Origin of the sequence: Pseudoalteromonas sp. TB64 (assembly GCF_000498095.1) — a bacterium.
In the GTDB taxonomy this organism is placed as follows: Bacteria; Pseudomonadota; Gammaproteobacteria; order Enterobacterales; family Alteromonadaceae; genus Pseudoalteromonas.
This window is the reverse complement of the sequence record NZ_AUTQ01000245.1, coordinates 23,821-40,190: the sequence shown is the minus strand read 5'-3', so window position 1 is coordinate 40,190 and position 16,370 is coordinate 23,821. Positions and strand designations below refer to the sequence as shown.

The window sequence follows — 16,370 nt, the reverse complement described above, 5'->3', positions numbered from 1 at the left end:
TTTTAACTCGCTTGTTCTGCTAGTTTTTCATCGGTTAGATGTTCATCTAAATTTATTTTTAGCGGTATTTGTATGCATATAGTAGCACCGCCCTTTTCATTATTTAATGCAGTAATATTACCTTGATGCAAAGAAACAAATTCTCTGCACAAGGCAAGTCCTAAGCCAGTGCCACCTGCACCACTGTTTGTTTTACTACTTTGCACAAACTTGGTAAAAATATGCTCTAGCTCATCTTCTGGTATACCTATACCTGTATCTATTACTTCTAATGTAGCAAAGTCATCGTCCGACTCTAAACTAATCAATATTTTACTTTTGGGTTCGCTAAATTTTAATGCGTTACCTAATACATTACGCAATAACTGATTTATTTGCTCTTCGTCACATTGTGCAATAATAGGAGTTGGCTGCGGGGTGAATACAATTTCAATCTCTTTTTCCATCGCTGTTCCAGCGACATCGTCTATGCTTGTTTTAATAATATTAGCTAAGTTGTAAGGCTGAGGATTAAAAGGAAATTTCCCCACATCAAGCTTAGACAAATCGAGTAGATTATTAAGTAATGAAAGCAATCGCTCACCACTGCATTCAATACGAGATAGGTACTTTAAAAGCTTTTCTTTGGCAAAGTCGCCAGCTTCTAATTTACTAAGTCCAAAGCGCGCAAAACTTAATATTGAATGCATTGGTGTACGTAGTTCATGCGACATATTTGCTAAAAATTCTGATTTACTAAGGTTTGCAGCTTCAGCAACATTTTTGGCGTGTTCGAGCTGTGAAGTTCGTGCTCTAACTTGTTCCTCTAAAACATCTTTAGCCTCAAGTAGTAGCTCTTCTTTTTGTTTTAAATGAGTCACATTTTTAAAGATTACAGCGAGTGCTATTTCACCATGATGATCTATTTCATTAAATGAACCTACAAGCGGCACATACCCGCCCGCCGCCTTTGATAAGCGTAAGTCGCAACTAAATTGGCGATTACTGTTTAATGTTAATATTTTATCTTTTATACCTGTAATTGAATCTGCATCTAAAAAGTTAAAAACTGACCTGTGTTCGAGCTCGCTAAACGTTAAATTAAACAACTTTAAGCAAGCATCATTTGCTTCAATTACTTCGCCATTTTTTTTAAATAACATTATTGGGTCTGGCGTATGTTTATAGATTACTTGTAATAAACTGTCTTTTTCAATGAGTGCATCAACAGTATCTTGTAGTCTTTCAACAAGTTCAGCATTGTGCCTTTTTAGTAATTCGGTTTGCCATAACTTATGAACCGACTGCAGTAGGACGTTATCGTTAAGCGGTTTTACTAATACATCTTCTACGCCTTTACGAATTGCTTCTATCATCGAAACTTGATCTGGACGGGATGTAAATAACAAACATCGGCAATCAGCCTGCAATCGTTTTAAATCAGAGAAAATATCTAACCCTGTACCGTTATCTAAACTAAAGTCACTAATGAGTATATCTATTTTATTATTTTTTGAGACGTTTAGTGCTTCAGTTAAGTTTGTTGCAGTGTGGGTTTTAATGTGTGCGCCCACTAAATTGCTTTTCATTTTTTCGAGACGTTCAGGTATATGATCAACTAATAAAATAGTTGGCAACTGAAGAATATGATCAAAGCCAAGTTCTAGTAGGCTTTCTAGTAAAGAGGTGATTTCTTTATTAGAAAAAAACGGGTAAACCACCGTTGCATTAGGTGCAACATGATTAAGCTCACTAAATGCATTGAGTTGTTCACCACTTTCGGCTTTAGGTGCCAATAACATAAATCGATCTTGTGGCACTTTTTCAACTAAAGCTTTAATAGCAGAAACCGAAACACCATGCGCAACCACAACTAAGTCGTAACAACTCACATTTGTGTACATATCAAGCATAGAGAAATGAATTAATTCGACCTCACATCCCATTAACTCTAATAGTACCTTTACTCGCATAGCTATTATGCTACTGCTATCTACAATTAATATTTTTCGAATCATCAAGCTACACTTAAAATTAATTAACTTAATATGTTAATAGCGTAGTCTATTATTGTTTAGTTAGCATATGTTCTTGCACTTATTTTGTAAGAAAATATTACCTAAAATGAATACTGTCTTTATTCTAGATGTTTTCCAAAAATAGTGAGGCTGTATGGTTTGTTATCCATAATGGCAACGTTAGGTAATTCACCCCATACATCAAAGTTAAAATGCTTAAATAATTTTACGCTTGGTAGGTTATGGCTAAAAATAAAACCGAGTAATACTTTTATATTTAATTGCTTAGCTTGAGTTTGTGCAAACTCCATTAATTTTTTACCAAGCCCTTTACCTTGTGCTTTTGAGGTGATGTATATACTCATTTCTACAGTACCATCGTAAGCAGGTCGTCCGTAAAATGACTTATAACTTAACCATGCAAGTATTTGCTTATTTTCGCAGTAAACATAAATAGGTCGCTCTTTTGTATGACCATTAAACCAATCGCGTTTTTCCTCAACGCTTACCTCTTCGGTATCAGCGGTTACCATTCTACCGGCAATGGTTTCATTATAAATTGCTACAATGTCACTTAAGTCATTAATATTTGCTAAACGAGTTGTCATAAGAAGTTTCGTGATTGATCAATTTACCCCATATTAGCGTATGATCATCAGTTCAAACAATCGTAAATTTTAGGTAATAGCCATGCTAAAAATAATTATTTTAGGGTTGAGTGTTTTACTTTTTAATGCCTCTTTACAAGCTCAGGAGAACTTAGCTAGTAATGATAAACTAGAACAAACTTGCCAAGACTTTACGAATGTAGATATTCGTAAACTACGCTCTAAAGAATCAATAAACCTGTGCCAGTTTAAAAATAAACCTCTACTAATTGTAAATACAGCAAGTAATTGTGGTTATACGCCGCAGTTTAAAGGCTTAGAAACCCTCTACAAGCGCTATAAAGAACAAGGTTTAGTGGTATTGGGTTTTCCTTCGGATGATTTTTTTCAAGAAGAAAATGATGAGCAAGCGACTGCTAAAGTTTGCTTTATTAATTATGGCGTAACATTTCCTATGTTTGCCACCAGCGAAATACGTGGAAATAATGCAAATCCAATTTTTAAGCATTTAAACGAACAAACAAGTGCTCCTAATTGGAATTTTTATAAATATTTAGTGTCAAAAGACCGTAAAACTATTTTACGCTTTAACAGTAAAGTATCACCAGAATCAGATGAGATGATTGCTGCAATTGAAAATGCGCTTTCTGATAAATAGGTTTATACTGGTACAATTAGTTGAAACTAACTAGAATGATATTTCATTAGTTTAAAAAAACATCAAATACAAGCGGAGAATTTATGACAGTGGCAAGCGCACGACACATATTAGTAGATAGTGAAGCACAATGTTTAGACTTAAAAGCAAAGATTGAACAAGGTGAAGCTTTTGCTGACCTAGCAAAAGTACATTCTAACTGTCCTTCTGGTCAAGATGGCGGAGCCCTTGGTGAGTTTGGTCCTGGTATGATGGTACCTGAGTTTGATAAAGTAGTATTTTCTGCGCCTATTAATGAAGTACAGGGCCCAGTGCAAACACAATTTGGTTATCATTTACTTGAAGTTACCAGCCGTTCAGAATAAATTAGTCTGAAACCGCACGTTTTTAAATAAAGCCGCTTATGCGGCTTTTTTATGGAGTAATTATGCAACTAATTAGCACTGTAGCCTCACCTTATGCTCGTAGAATTAGAATATGGGCGCTTGAAAACAACTGTGATCTAGAGCTTGTCACTTTAGATATTTTCTCAGAGCAAGATCGCCCTACAATGATAAGTAAAAACCCAGCTCGTAAAATCCCTATCCTTATTGATGGTGATTTAACACTCGGTGATTCAAATTCAATATTGCGTTATTTACTTGAAAAAACAGCTCAAGAAAAATTAACTTGGGCGCAAGAAAACCTACTTACAATTATCAATGCCTGTAATGACTCTCTAGTTGAAATGGTTTTATGCAAGCGCTCTGGTTTTGATACGCAAAGTGATAAATTATTTTTTAATTTACAAAACGAACGTATTGCACAAACATTAAGCTATTTAAATACCCATTTAACTGATGATGAATTTAAAAGCTGTGAATGCCTCAACATCAGTTTATACTGCCTGCTTGATTGGATTTGCTTTCGTGAGTTGACTGATTTCAGTCAGCACTCAGCGCTTGTTGCTTTTCATCAGCAATACAGCAAACGCCAAGCAGCAATAGACACTAATCCTCGTCACTAATTTAAAAAGGTAAATACATGAGCGATATCGAAATTGAATCACAACTAGTCAACTTTGTTGAAAAAGTACGTATTAGCGAAGTAATTTGGGCACTAGGTGCAGACGATAATGGCTTTGTAGTGTGCGATTCAAATCAATTTGATGAGACTGACGTATTACTACTTTGGGAAAGTGAAGAAGCCGCTAAAGCCCAATGTAAAGATGAATGGAAAGAATACAGTCCTGTAGAAATTAACCTTGATGAATTTTTAGATACTTGGGTTGAAGACTTAAACGAAGATAGTGCATTAGTAGGCATTAACTGGAATGACGACCAAGTATGTGTAGAAATTGAACCTGTAGGTTTGGCTCGCGCTTTAAGCGAATAATTTAGCTACATGACTATAAAAACACCCTGCATATTTAAATGTGCAGGGTGTTTTTGTTTAAGCTGCATATTTTAATCTATATAAATATTTTAAGTTATTCAAATCCAAACTCGCATATTTAAGCAGTTTAAGTATAAAATAGAACATGTCATTATTTTCAAGGTATTGCGTTGAAAACCCATCTTGGTCGCCGCCCTTTTTCAGCCATGGAGCTGCATACTCTTTATAATGGATATATATACGGTGATTTTAAGCTTGCGCGTGAACAAGCAAAGCATTGGCATTTTTGGCTGCCTTTAATTGCTTATTATAGTGGTGCTTACAGCGATGAAATTGGCTGTTTAACACTAGATGACCTATCTCTTGAGCAAAATACCTTATGTTTTAACTTCCATACCCATGGAAAAATAAAACCTCGACTTGTACCTGTCCATAAAGCTCTCATTAATGCCGGATTTAACGACTATATAAATTTGATCAAATCACAAAACCATCATCGCTTGATGTTCGATTTACCTGCTAAAACAGGTAGATATAGTGAAAAAGTTCGGATTTGGTTTTCAGGTGAAGGTGAGCGTGCTGGTTACTTACAAAAATGCGCCATTCCTAATATAGATCAGCTCGGAATGAAAACGGCCATTAGTAGCTTACGCCTTAATTTTGAACAACAAGTTCGTATTTATGCCTTACAGGCAAACTCTAAAGGCGCATTTAATTACTTAATGGGCTTTAACGAGTATCAGCACGATACGTTTAGCGATATCACTTTGCTAAATACCGTTATTCAGCAAATACGTATTATAAATTCTCAGTTAAGCTGGCAGCGTTTTATAGCACGCGAAAGCAACTGACAAACTTTGTTACCATTTACCCTTGAAGCCACGGGCATAATCAATTACTCCATTTAAAAAAGCTGGTACGATAAGCTGTACCCAATCTATTTGGGAAGTTTCTAACAACAATAATCTAGGGATCACTATGTTTCTTAAAAGCCTCTTAACAGTAAGCGTTGCTTTTGCAATGAATACTGCAAACGCTAACGAATTCGTTATTGAAAAACTCGCAAAACCAAACTCACAAAAAGTGTCGTTAACACTCGACCCGAGCCAAGATACGTTTACAGGGATGACTGAAATTTCCCTAGAAGTACTTAAGCCAACAAAATATATTGAATTAAATGGCGTGGCTTACGCAGTTAAAATGGCGCAACTGCTAGGCGAAGAAAACTGTGATTTAAACAACGAAATGCTTAAAACAGGTAAAGTTAAATTTAGCTGTGATGAGCAAATTCAACCAGGTAAATACATCCTTAAAGTTGATTTTTCAGCGCCATATAATCGTCAAAGTGTTGGTTTATACAAAACGTTAGATCAAGGCACACCTTACTTATTTACTCAGTTTGAAATGAGTGATGCACGTCGTGCATTTCCTGTTTTTGACGAACCAAGTTATAAAATTCCATTTCAGTTAACAATTACTGCGCCTACATTACAAAAAGTATATTCAAATACGCCAGAGCTAAAAACAACAGTTAATGGCGATATGACGACACACTTTTTTGATAAAACACCGCCAATCCCTTCGTACTTAGTAGCGATGGCTGTTGGTCCGTTTGAAGAATTAGATATTAAAGGTATGCCAATTCCTGGTCGTGTTATTACCCCTCAGGGTAAAATTCATTTAGCTGAATACGCAAAAGAAAACATGCCAAAAGTACTGGGCGCACTTGAAGCGTACTTTGGTATTCCTTACGTTTACAAAAAATTAGACTCTGTAGCTGTACCAGAATTTCCATTTGGCGCAATGGAAAACTCAGGTTTAGTAACCTACCGAGAAGATATTTTATTGGTTGATTTAGCTGCTGCAACACGCAGTAAAAAACAACGTAATGTATCAATTATTGCTCACGAACTTGCTCACCAATGGTACGGTAACTTAGTAACTATGAAATGGTGGAACGACTTATGGTTAAACGAAGCGTTTGCTAGCTGGATGGCTGCAAAAATTACGAAGCAGCTTAACCCTGAGTTTGAATCGCACTTAGACTTGCCACAAAATAACGTGATGGCACTTGATGCACGTTTAAGCACTAAGCCTATTCGTAAGCCAATTAAAACCGAAGCCGACATTATGGATGGTTTAGGTCTTGCTTACAGTAAAGGCAGCTCAGTACTTGCTATGGTCGAAAATTGGATTGGCGAAGATGCATTCCAAAAAGGTATTCAAAGCTACTTAAAAGAGTTTTCATATAAAAATGCTGAAGCGGCTGACTTATGGGAAGCACTTGGTAAAGCATCAAACAAAGATGTAGCAAGCGTTTTAAAATCGTTTATTGAACAATCTTCTTTCCCGCTAGTTAAAGTAACTCAGCACGGTAGTAAAGTAACTATTTCACAAAGTCGTTTTGTAAATGCAGGTGTTGATGCACCAGAGCAATTATGGAATGTACCAGTTGCAATTAAATATGGCGCTGGCGATAAAGTAAAAACTGCAAACGTATTACTTAATAAGCAAAGCCAAACGCTAGATTTAGACTTTGAACCAGAGTGGATTTATCCAGACCAAGGTGCTTTAGGCTACTACCGTTGGGTAATGGATGATGCACAGTTTAGCGCGCTTATTAAAAAGGCGCCGAGCGTACTTAGTGACCGTGAACGCTTAGCGTTGTTATCGGCTACTGATGCACTACTTGATGCTGGTGTTATATCTGCTGCTAAATTAATGCAAACTCTTGAAGTGTTCGTAAGTGACAGCCATCCTCGCGTATCAAATACGGCATTAGGTTACTTAGTATCGCAACAACGCACTTTTAAAGACGATAGTAATAAAGACCTATGGCCTGAATTTATTCGTGGTGCAGTAACGCCTGCGGCTAAAAAATATGGTCTTGAAGCTAAAGCAGGAGAAGACGGCGCTATTGCACAGCTTCGTGCTGCAGTTGTATCGCGTTTAGGTTTTGATGGCGAAGATAAAAACGTAATCAGTAAAGCAAAAGAACAAACACAAGTTTATTTAAATGATCCACAAAAAGTAGACCCTTACTTGGCGGGCACGTACTTAACTCTTGCTGCTTTTCATGGTGACAAAGCACTGCTTGATCAATTCATGACAACGTTTAAAACGACTAAAGATCCACAAGTACGTACTAACATGCTTGCTGCAATGGGCTTTTTCGGTAAACCTGAATTACAAAAAGCGGTATTAGCTTACAGCTTAACGGATGAAGTAACTGCATCTGACATGCGTACTATTTTATCGGGTCAAAGTTACACAGATGAGCGCCAAGCATTATTTATTGATTGGGTTTACAGTAACTACGATAAAGTAACAGCAAGTTTACCGCCGTTCTTTATACCTAACTTACCGTACTTTACAACTGCAAGCTGTGATGCAGAAAGCTTAGCTAAAACAAAGACCTTTTTTAACAAAAAGGTAGTTGATGTAGCTGGCTACGCGCGTACATTAAGTAAGCTTGAAGAAAGCACAAACGATTGTATTGCGCTTAAAACACGCGAACTTGAATCGGTTAATAGCTTCTTAAAAAGTAAGTAACTCTTAGGCTTATTAAGCTATAAAAATACAAAAGCCGCTGAATATAAATTCAGCGGCTTTTTACGTTTATATTTAGCTTTATTAGTTGCCAATAATCATCGTTAGCTTAGCAATAAAGTCTTTTGCCGCTTGCTCAGAATTTATTTTAAATGCAACACCGTAGTGAATAGGCTGAGCACTTTTAAAAATACGTGTAGGAAAGCGTGTCATCTCGCTGCTATGAAAGTAGCCTTGCGCACGAGTTACGCCATCAATATCACTAAAATCATCACTAAACACTTCAAATGCGGGGCGAATTACTATTTTACCCTTGCCGCTTTCGCTGTGGGTATAAAAAGCTTCTTTAGAATTTACTAACATGTACTCTGCAATGTTTTTAATCTTAAAATTACTTCTGCACTGTAATTTAATGAGCTGTTCTGTTAGCTCGTCTGCACTATAAGCCACGTGTAATCCCTATTAGTTAAATTTACGCATTACCTTAACGTATACGTATTGTTAGAGCATTAATTTAATGCAATTTGTATGAAGTCTGTATTTATTTATGCTGTTTTACTTAATTACATCACACACAAAAGCGAGCTTTTCATTGTTGTAGCTCATTCTTGTAATGTTTGTTTCGCAGTAAGTACCTAAATTAAGCCATTGCGATACTTCGTCACTTCCATCGAGCTTACGCTGATAAACACGATTTTTAATGGCGTAGGCAATAGTCGTATCATCTTTTAAAATAAAATCTTGAACTTGAGCCGGTAATCTTAGTAAATCTTCAACTTGCTTATCTTGTGGATTAAAACTAGCTAAAATATGTTGCTCGTTCTTGGTGTAACTAAATAAAAATGTAGCCGTCGACTTGTTATAAATAAGCGTTCGTCCAATATTACTCGCAGCTACTTGTCCCTTCGCTTCTTCAACAGAAGTATATTGAAGTGTATGGGGCTTGCCTAAAATGAACATCACTAAATCATTTTGAATACCCCATGCGTGATATCCAACAGGTTCAATCCAATCAAAAATTCGACTTGGTGCATTTTCGCTTTTAAGAGGGTATTGCCACAGTTTTTGCTTACCGTCAGCTTCTACAACAATAGCTGATAAGTTATTTTTATTTGGCATAATGGTTGGCGAATATTCGCTTACAGGCGAGTTTGTTATGTTGGTAATTTGCTTTGTTGTTAAATCGTAATAGACGATATCGGTTTGACTTTGCCCATTAGTAATTACTTCATGCGTAAAATACACGCCATTATCAATTAAATTAGGTTGATTATTATAACTGTTTTTGTCGCTTACTATGCTTACTTGTAACCCATAAGGGGTGTTTAAATCTGCAAGTAATACTTGGCTTTTTGGCATGCTAGCCTGTGCTACACCTAAGGTTAAAGCACTTAATGAAAAGAAGCCAATCAGTGGTTTAATAAGTTTCATGCTTTCTCTCGTTTTAATTTTAAGCACCTCATGATAACGTTATTTGCTGATGACGTCACTTGACCTGAGTCAGTAAGCTCTTTATAACTAACTTGGTCCTAAAAAAGAGAAATAACATGTCAGCTAAAAATCCTATCATTGCAATAACGGGTTCCTCTGGTGCGGGTACAACTACCACGACCAATGCAATTAAACATATTTTTCGTAGCCTAAATATTAAAGCGGCTTTTATCGAAGGGGATAGCTTTCACCGTTACACTCGCCCTGAAATGGATAAAAAAGTACGAGAAGCACAACAAGAAGGTAAGCATATTAGCTACTTTGGTCGAGAAGCCAATGACTTTAGCGCTTTAGAAACCCTCTTTGGTCATTACAGTGATACAGGGCAAGGTAAGCTGCGCCGTTATTTACATACATTCGATGAAGCAGTTCCTTACAATCAGCTGCCAGGCACATTTACTCCTTGGCAAGATCTTGATCACAGTACTGATATTTTATTTTATGAAGGACTGCACGGCGGTGTAGTCGATCAAGATGTAGACGTGGCTAAGCATGTCGACTTACTAATAGGCATGGTGCCTATTATTAACCTTGAATGGATTCAAAAGTTAATACGCGATACTTCGGAGCGAGGGCATTCTCGCGAAGCAGTTATGGGCTCTATTGTACGCAGTATGGATGATTATATTAATCATATAACCCCTCAGTTTTCTCGTACCCATATTAATTTTCAGCGAGTACCAACAGTTGATACATCAAACCCATTTAGCGCGAAAGATATTCCATCGTTAGATGAAAGCTTTGTAGTTATTCGTTTTAGAGGGATTGAGGATGTTGATTTTCCTTATTATTTACGCATGATTGAAGGCAGCTTTATGTCACGTATTAATACACTTGTAGTGCCTGGTGGTAAAATGGGTTTAGCTATGGAGCTTGTACTTACACCACTTATTAAAGATATTATTTTAAAAAAACGCGCATTAGAAAACCTAGCTCCTCTGGATTTACCGATTTAATATTAAGTTGGTCGTATTGCTCTTTTTTGTTAAAGCTAACTCACGTACACTGCTGATTTTGCTTAAAGTGAGAGCAGTATGTCGCAACAATTAAAAATTATTGTCGGTTCTAAAAATCCTGTAAAAATAAATGCAGCCAAACATATTTTTACTATGTATTTTCCAGAACACATTATTGATTGCGAAGGTGTTAACGCTCCTTCTAATGTACCTGATCAACCTATTGGTGAAGACGAAACCCGAATTGGCGCTCAAAACCGTGTAAATTACTGCAAAACTGACCATCAGGCTCACTACTATGTGGCAATGGAAGGCGGTGCAGAGCAATTTAGCTATGGACCCGCAACGTTTGCTTATGTAGTAATTGATAATGGCTTAAATCAAGTTGTAGGACGCAGTAGTAACCTCCCCCTACCCCAAGTACTTTATAACGCATTACTTAAAGGTGAAGAACTTGGTGATGTAATGGATAAAGCATTTAATACCACCAATATTAAGCAACAAGGTGGCGCAATAGGTCTACTCACCAATCATCATGCCACGCGTGAAAGTACTTACACTCAAGCGCTGACTTTAGCAATGGCACCTTTTTTACATTCTGAGCTTTACAGCCAAACAAATTAATTTAGGAAGTTTAATGAAATACAGCTATGTATTGTTTGATGCAGACGAAACCTTATTTAAGTTTGATATTCTAGCGGGCATGACTCGTATGTTTAAAGCCTACGATGTAAATTTTAGCCAAGACGATTACATTCATTATCAAAAAACTAATAAGCAACTATGGGTGGATTATCAAAACGGCTCTATAACTGCTGATTACTTACAAGTAACCCGCTTTAACGAATGGGCTGCAAAACTAAGTGTGCCAGCAAAAGAGCTAAACGATGCTTTTTTAGATGCAATGGCGCAAATTTGTGAGCCATTACCAGGTGCTATTGAGCTTTTAAATAAGCTTAAGCCGAATGCTAAGCTGGGTATTATCACTAATGGTTTTGCTCGTTTACAAACCGTACGCCTTGAGCACACAGGCTTAAAAGATATGTTTGAATGGTTAGTAATATCTGAACTAGTAGGTATAGCAAAACCTAATAAAGCTATTTTTGAACATGCATTTGAATTAATGGGCAACCCAGATAAAAGCCAAATATTAATGGTGGGCGATACAGCAGCAAGTGACATACTTGGCGGCAACAATGCCGGTATTGATACCTGCTGGTTACAACACCCTGGTGAGCAATTACCTGAAGGAATAAAACCTACATATTCTGTCACTAATTTAAATCAGTTACAGGCTATTTTAGAACTGTAATTTTGAAATGAAATATAAAAACGAATAATGTTATAAATTATTAAATTTAAGGCAAAAAAAAGACGCTAATTAGCGTCTTTTTTATAACTGTTTGTGAGCTCTGTATTTATTAAGTACAGGTAGTAAATTAGGCTGGCGCTAATTCAAGGCCGGGTGCAGGCATCGTCACAGGCGTTTCGAATGTAGCCCACTCCCATGCTGACTCTGTAGCCATAATTTTACGAAGTAATTTGTTATTTAAATCATGACCTGATTTAAACGCAGTCACTTTACCTAAAAGGTTGTGACCTGTCATAAACATGTCACCAACACAGTCTAGTATCTTGTGCTTAACGAACTCATCGCTGTAGCGTAAACCGTTCGGGTTTAAAACTTTAAACTCGTCTAGCACTACTGCGCTATCCATGCTGCCACCTAAAGCTAGGTTATTTGCATGCATATATTCAATATCTTTCATAAAACCAAAAGTACGCGCACGGCTAATTTCTTCTGTAAAGCTACGTGTTGTAATGTCTAAAGCAACACGTTGACGGCTTTCGTTGATAGCTGGGTGATCAAAGGCAATTTCAAAGTCGATATGAAAACCATCATATGGTTCAACTTCAGCCCATTTATCACCTTCTTCAATGCGTACTTTTTCTTTAATACGTAAAAAGCGCTTGGCAGCGTTTTGCTCTTCAATACCGCCTTTTTGTAACAAGTAAATAAATGGTAATGCACTACCATCCATTATTGGTACTTCTGAGCTATCTAATTCTACAATTAGATTATCAATTCCCATTGCAGCAACAGCGGCAATAAGATGCTCAGTAGTCGATAAGCGAACACCATCTTTGTTAATTAAACAGGTACACAACTGCGTATCACCAACGGCTTCAGGTGTTGTTTCAAAATCAACAACCGGATCAAGGTCGACACGACGAAATACAATCCCAGTATTTGCGCTCGCAGGTCGGAGAGTTATTGTGACCTTCTCACCTTTATGAAGTCCAATTCCTATGGCTTTGACTACTTCGGCAATCGTACGCTGTTTAATCATAGGTTCGCTCACTTAAAATTAGTTACAGTTAGACGGCAGATATTAACATAAATAAGCTTAATTTCCAATGTTTGTTCAAATTACAAACAAAAGTGCTATTTTTATTAATCAGCCTGTTTACGTAAAAAAGCTGGAATATCAAAATAATCACCGCCTTCTGATTTATCCGCTTTTTTGCTATTTTGTGCTGAAGAACCTGTATTACTACTTGAGCTAGTTGAAGCAACTTTCTCTTTGCTTTGCGTTTGCGCATTAGTAGTACTTTCTTCAGAACTTGTACCTTGACTTGCAAAGCTTGGTACGTACATGCTACTTGTTTGGTTTGATGAGCTATCGACATCAGAACCTGATGCTTTTTTAAAGCCGTTATCAACAATACCAAACTGTGGACGACGATCGCCGCCTAAACCAGTTGCAACAACAGTTACACGTAGTTCATCTGTCATTTCTGGGTCAATTACTGCACCAACAACTACTGTTGCGTTTTCTGATGCTAACGCTTTAACGTGGTTACCGACAATTTCAAATTCTTCAATCGCAATATCCATACCAGCGGTGATATTAACTAAGATACCTTTAGCACCTGTTAAATCAACGTCTTCTAGTAGTGGGCTTGAGATAGCCGCTTCAGCAGCTTCTTGTGCACGATCTGGACCANCCAGACGCAGACGCCGTCCCCATCATTGCAGTACCCATCGCTGACATTACAGTTCTTACGTCGGCGAAATCCACGTTAATTAAACCAGAACGTGTAATTAATTCTGCAATACCTTGAACCGCACCAAATAATACGTCATTTGCTTTAGCGAAGGCATCTAGAAGTGTAGTCCCTTTTCCTAAAACTTTAAGCAGTTTATTGTTCGGAATTGTAATAAGAGAGTCTACAATTTCTGACAATTCATTAATGCCTTGTTCAGCTGCTGCTGCACGCTTCTTACCTTCAAAATCAAAAGGACGTGTTACTACAGCTACAGTTAAAATACCAAGCTCTTTAGCAATTTTTGCAACTACTGGTGCTGCACCAGTACCTGTACCACCACCCATACCGGCAGCAATAAATACCATATCGGCGCCTTCAAGGCTTGCACGAATAGTATCTGCATCTTCTTCAGCCGATTGACGACCTACATCAGGATTTGCGCCCGCACCTAACCCAGAGGTTATTTGCGTACCTAGTTGTACTGTAATATCTGCAGATGAATTACGTAATGCTTGCGCATCCGTATTTGCAGCAATAAAACGTACGCCTTCAATCTGTTGTTTTACCATGTGCTCAACAGCATTACCGCCACCGCCGCCCACACCAATTACTTTGATTACAGCTTCTTCGCTGTGTTGTTCCATTATATCAAACATGTTTACTCTCCGACTTGAGTACTAAAACTCGCCTTGAAACCATTTAGTAATGCGGTTCCACCAATTATTGTTGTCCTCTGCTTTCGATTTTTGTGCATTCATCGTTCGCATAGTACGCCCGTATTGTAACAAACCAACAACGGTTGCGTACGAGGGATCATCTACGTAGTCCGTTAAACCAACTATCCCGATTGGTTTACCTATTCTTACTGGCATTTGGAAAATGTCTTCAGCCACTTCCATCGCACCAGTCATTTTAGCTGTCCCGCCAGTAATAACGAGACCTGCTGCAATTTGATCCTCTAAACCTGAACGACGAATTTCTTCCATCGCTAGTTCAAATAATTCTCTAAAGCGAGGCTCTACAACCTCTGATAATGTGTGACGAGACATAAGTCGTGCTGGACGTCCGCCTACACTTGGCACTTCAATTGTGTCTTCACTACTGGCCATTTGGCTACTAGCACATGCGTATTGTACTTTGAGTGACTCTGCATGTGATATAGGTGTACGAAATATTTTTGCAATATCACCAGTAACTTGATTGCCCGCTACAGGTATTACAGCTGAGTGACGAAGTGCACCATTAATATAAATGGTGATATCCATTGTACCGCCACCAATATCAAGTACCGCTACACCTAATTCTTTTTCATCTGCAGTAAGCACTGAATAACATGAAGCTAACGCAGTAAAAATAAGCTGGTCTACTTCTAAGCCACAACGCTCTACGCATTTTTCGATATTTTTAGCCATATCGTTTGAACACGTAATAATGTGTGCACGTGCTTCCATTCGAACACCGCTCATGCCTAGTGGGTTTTTAATCCCTTCTTGCATATCAATGCTGTATTCTTGTGGTAATGCATGCAGCATTTTTCGCTCAGCCGAAATAGGCACAGAGCGCGCAATATGAATCACATTTTCAATGTCTTCGTCAGTTACTTCAGTGTTGTTAATTGCCACCACACCACTTTCGTTTTGACATTGTATATGCTTGCCAGAAATACCAAGGTACACAGAGCTAATACGACAGTCAGCCATTAATTCGGCTTCGTCTATTGCTCGGCGAATAGATTCAGACACTAAGTTTAAATCGTTAACGCCACCTTTATCCATACCATGGGATACTTGGCTACCCACACCAACAATGCTGAGCTTGTTATCTGCGGTGATTTCACCTACCGTGGCAACCACTTTCGAGGTACCAACGTCTAATCCAATCACGAGGTTTCTTTCTGCTGACTTAGTCATGCCTTACTCTTATTTTGTAATTGTTCTTCTTGCACTGGCTTAAAGCTCACCGCAAGGCCGGTATCATACCGTAAATCGATTGTATCTACTTGTGCATCTGCACGTTGTTCCATTCGTGGGTAAACGTCTATAAAACGTTGTACACGCTTGGCTTTATCTTTGCGCCCTAAATTTAAACGCACTCCGCTATCTAACCACAACTGCCACGAGAAACGCTCTGATAACGCTAAACTCTTTAATTTTAAAGAGTTTACCTTAAGCATTTCATCAAACTGTTTAAAGGCAACCCATGCTTCTTCTTCGCTGCCTTCAGGTCCAAATAACTGAGGTAAATCATCACTCAATTTGTCACTACTCGCTTGAAAAGCTTCACCACTTTGATTAAGCAATAAATCACTATTCCAATGCGCAACTACTTCATGTTCAACTACATATACTTGTATTGTATCGGGCCACTGTTTACGTACCGAAACCGTAGCAACCCAAGGTAAATCTTGTACAAGTTGCTGCACGTGCTTTACGTCTAATTCAAAAAAACTACTTAAATCTGCTTTTTTTATAGCTTTTATTATTGCAGTTTCATCTGTGTACTTTGGGTTTCCTTGCACCGTTAAATGCTTTATTTGGGCATCTTTATTTTCTACTAACCAATCAGACACACCCGTGGTTATTTGTACCAAACTAATAACGACAACCAGAAAAAAACTGACCCCAAAAATCAGCGACCAATTTAGTTGCTGTTTGATTTGTAGCGCTTTTTCTAAAAGGGGATGCAT

16 protein-coding genes and 1 pseudogene are annotated in these 16,370 nt (G+C 37.7%); 9 read left to right on the top strand and 8 right to left on the bottom strand.

Going from position 1 to position 16,370, the window contains the following annotated elements; all coding sequences use genetic code 11:
• Window positions 1-2: 2 nt before the first annotated feature.
• Together L647_RS0120535 and L647_RS0120530 are read right to left on the bottom strand one after the other, a co-directional pair.
• Window positions 3-1,997 carry an ATP-binding protein gene (locus L647_RS0120535; protein WP_024612685.1) on the bottom strand — a complete coding sequence of 665 codons (1,995 nt, stop codon included), beginning with the start codon at window positions 1,995-1,997 and terminating at the stop codon, window positions 3-5.
• Window positions 1,998-2,116: 119 nt separating this feature from the next.
• The gene (locus L647_RS0120530; RefSeq protein WP_024612684.1) at window positions 2,117-2,605 is read right to left on the bottom strand and encodes a GNAT family N-acetyltransferase; all 489 of its coding nucleotides are present in this window, start codon (window positions 2,603-2,605) and stop codon (window positions 2,117-2,119) included.
• 82 nt (window positions 2,606-2,687) lie between these two features.
• Between L647_RS0120530 and L647_RS0120525 the strand changes: the two genes are divergently transcribed.
• The 6 genes from L647_RS0120525 (at window position 2,688) to L647_RS0120500 (ending at window position 8,189) form a co-directional block, all read left to right on the top strand.
• On the top strand, window positions 2,688-3,263 hold the full coding sequence (locus L647_RS0120525; RefSeq protein WP_024612683.1) for a glutathione peroxidase: 576 nt from the start codon (window positions 2,688-2,690) through the stop codon (window positions 3,261-3,263).
• An 83-nt stretch (window positions 3,264-3,346) separates the two neighbouring features.
• The gene (locus tag L647_RS0120520; RefSeq protein WP_024612682.1) at window positions 3,347-3,628 is read left to right on the top strand and encodes a peptidylprolyl isomerase; all 282 of its coding nucleotides are present in this window, start codon (window positions 3,347-3,349) and stop codon (window positions 3,626-3,628) included.
• Between the two features lie 62 nt (window positions 3,629-3,690).
• The gene (locus tag L647_RS0120515; protein WP_024612681.1) at window positions 3,691-4,269 is read left to right on the top strand and encodes a glutathione S-transferase family protein; all 579 of its coding nucleotides are present in this window, start codon (window positions 3,691-3,693) and stop codon (window positions 4,267-4,269) included.
• A 17-nt stretch (window positions 4,270-4,286) separates the two neighbouring features.
• Window positions 4,287-4,637, top strand: coding sequence for a DUF2750 domain-containing protein (locus L647_RS0120510; RefSeq protein ID WP_024612680.1), 351 nt, complete (start codon window positions 4,287-4,289; stop codon window positions 4,635-4,637).
• Between the two features lie 170 nt (window positions 4,638-4,807).
• Window positions 4,808-5,488 (top strand): hypothetical protein, encoded by a 681-nt coding sequence (locus L647_RS0120505; protein WP_024612679.1) that lies wholly within the window; start codon window positions 4,808-4,810, stop codon window positions 5,486-5,488.
• A gap of 127 nt (window positions 5,489-5,615) precedes the next feature.
• Complete coding sequence (locus L647_RS0120500) at window positions 5,616-8,189, top strand: M1 family metallopeptidase (RefSeq protein ID WP_024612678.1); 2,574 nt, start codon at window positions 5,616-5,618, stop codon at window positions 8,187-8,189.
• An 81-nt stretch (window positions 8,190-8,270) separates the two neighbouring features.
• On the opposite strand, the gene L647_RS0120495 is transcribed toward L647_RS0120500, so the two are convergent.
• Together L647_RS0120495 and L647_RS0120490 are read right to left on the bottom strand one after the other, a co-directional pair.
• Window positions 8,271-8,636: a hypothetical protein gene (locus tag L647_RS0120495; RefSeq protein WP_007579906.1), complete on the bottom strand. Its 366-nt coding sequence runs from the start codon at window positions 8,634-8,636 to the stop codon at window positions 8,271-8,273.
• Between the two features lie 105 nt (window positions 8,637-8,741).
• Window positions 8,742-9,617 (bottom strand): hypothetical protein, encoded by an 876-nt coding sequence (locus tag L647_RS0120490; RefSeq protein WP_024612677.1) that lies wholly within the window; start codon window positions 9,615-9,617, stop codon window positions 8,742-8,744.
• A gap of 116 nt (window positions 9,618-9,733) precedes the next feature.
• Here L647_RS0120490 and L647_RS0120485 point away from each other — a divergent pair, with 116 nt between their 5' ends.
• From L647_RS0120485 to yjjG, 3 genes are all read left to right on the top strand, one after another.
• Window positions 9,734-10,633, top strand: a complete 900-nt coding sequence (locus L647_RS0120485) for a phosphoribulokinase (RefSeq protein WP_024612676.1) — start codon at window positions 9,734-9,736, stop codon at window positions 10,631-10,633.
• A gap of 78 nt (window positions 10,634-10,711) precedes the next feature.
• Complete coding sequence (gene yjjX / locus L647_RS0120480; protein WP_024612675.1) at window positions 10,712-11,257, top strand: inosine/xanthosine triphosphatase; 546 nt, start codon at window positions 10,712-10,714, stop codon at window positions 11,255-11,257.
• A gap of 13 nt (window positions 11,258-11,270) precedes the next feature.
• Window positions 11,271-11,945, top strand: a complete 675-nt coding sequence (gene yjjG / locus L647_RS0120475) for a pyrimidine 5'-nucleotidase (RefSeq protein WP_024612674.1) — start codon at window positions 11,271-11,273, stop codon at window positions 11,943-11,945.
• A 127-nt stretch (window positions 11,946-12,072) separates the two neighbouring features.
• On the opposite strand, the gene lpxC is transcribed toward yjjG, so the two are convergent.
• The 4 genes and pseudogenes from lpxC to L647_RS0120455 form a co-directional block, all read right to left on the bottom strand.
• On the bottom strand, window positions 12,073-12,984 hold the full coding sequence (lpxC, locus tag L647_RS0120470) for a UDP-3-O-acyl-N-acetylglucosamine deacetylase (protein ID WP_024612673.1): 912 nt from the start codon (window positions 12,982-12,984) through the stop codon (window positions 12,073-12,075).
• A 104-nt stretch (window positions 12,985-13,088) separates the two neighbouring features.
• Window positions 13,089-14,340 (bottom strand): annotated as a pseudogene (gene ftsZ, locus L647_RS01000000124725) (cell division protein FtsZ).
• A 21-nt stretch (window positions 14,341-14,361) separates the two neighbouring features.
• Complete coding sequence (gene ftsA / locus L647_RS0120460; RefSeq protein ID WP_024612672.1) at window positions 14,362-15,594, bottom strand: cell division protein FtsA; 1,233 nt, start codon at window positions 15,592-15,594, stop codon at window positions 14,362-14,364.
• Entirely contained in the window at window positions 15,591-16,370 is a 780-nt protein-coding gene (locus tag L647_RS0120455) for a cell division protein FtsQ/DivIB (protein WP_024612671.1), read from the bottom strand. The genes ftsA and L647_RS0120455 overlap by 4 nt, the downstream gene beginning before the upstream one ends.

Coding starts and splice junctions, on each gene's coding strand:
- L647_RS0120535 (WP_024612685.1), bottom strand. CDS start 1,997: ATGATTCGAAAAATATTAATTGTAGATAGCAGTAGCATAATAGCTATG.
- L647_RS0120530 (WP_024612684.1), bottom strand. CDS start 2,605: ATGACAACTCGTTTAGCAAATATTAATGACTTAAGTGACATTGTAGCA.
- L647_RS0120525 (WP_024612683.1), top strand. CDS start 2,688: ATGCTAAAAATAATTATTTTAGGGTTGAGTGTTTTACTTTTTAATGCC.
- L647_RS0120520 (WP_024612682.1), top strand. CDS start 3,347: ATGACAGTGGCAAGCGCACGACACATATTAGTAGATAGTGAAGCACAA.
- L647_RS0120515 (WP_024612681.1), top strand. CDS start 3,691: ATGCAACTAATTAGCACTGTAGCCTCACCTTATGCTCGTAGAATTAGA.
- L647_RS0120510 (WP_024612680.1), top strand. CDS start 4,287: ATGAGCGATATCGAAATTGAATCACAACTAGTCAACTTTGTTGAAAAA.
- L647_RS0120500 (WP_024612678.1), top strand. CDS start 5,616: ATGTTTCTTAAAAGCCTCTTAACAGTAAGCGTTGCTTTTGCAATGAAT.
- L647_RS0120490 (WP_024612677.1), bottom strand. CDS start 9,617: ATGAAACTTATTAAACCACTGATTGGCTTCTTTTCATTAAGTGCTTTA.
- L647_RS0120485 (WP_024612676.1), top strand. CDS start 9,734: ATGTCAGCTAAAAATCCTATCATTGCAATAACGGGTTCCTCTGGTGCG.
- yjjX (WP_024612675.1), top strand. CDS start 10,712: ATGTCGCAACAATTAAAAATTATTGTCGGTTCTAAAAATCCTGTAAAA.
- yjjG (WP_024612674.1), top strand. CDS start 11,271: ATGAAATACAGCTATGTATTGTTTGATGCAGACGAAACCTTATTTAAG.
- lpxC (WP_024612673.1), bottom strand. CDS start 12,984: ATGATTAAACAGCGTACGATTGCCGAAGTAGTCAAAGCCATAGGAATT.
- ftsA (WP_024612672.1), bottom strand. CDS start 15,594: ATGACTAAGTCAGCAGAAAGAAACCTCGTGATTGGATTAGACGTTGGT.
- L647_RS0120455 (WP_024612671.1), bottom strand. CDS start 16,370: ATGCATCCCCTTTTAGAAAAAGCGCTACAAATCAAACAGCAACTAAAT.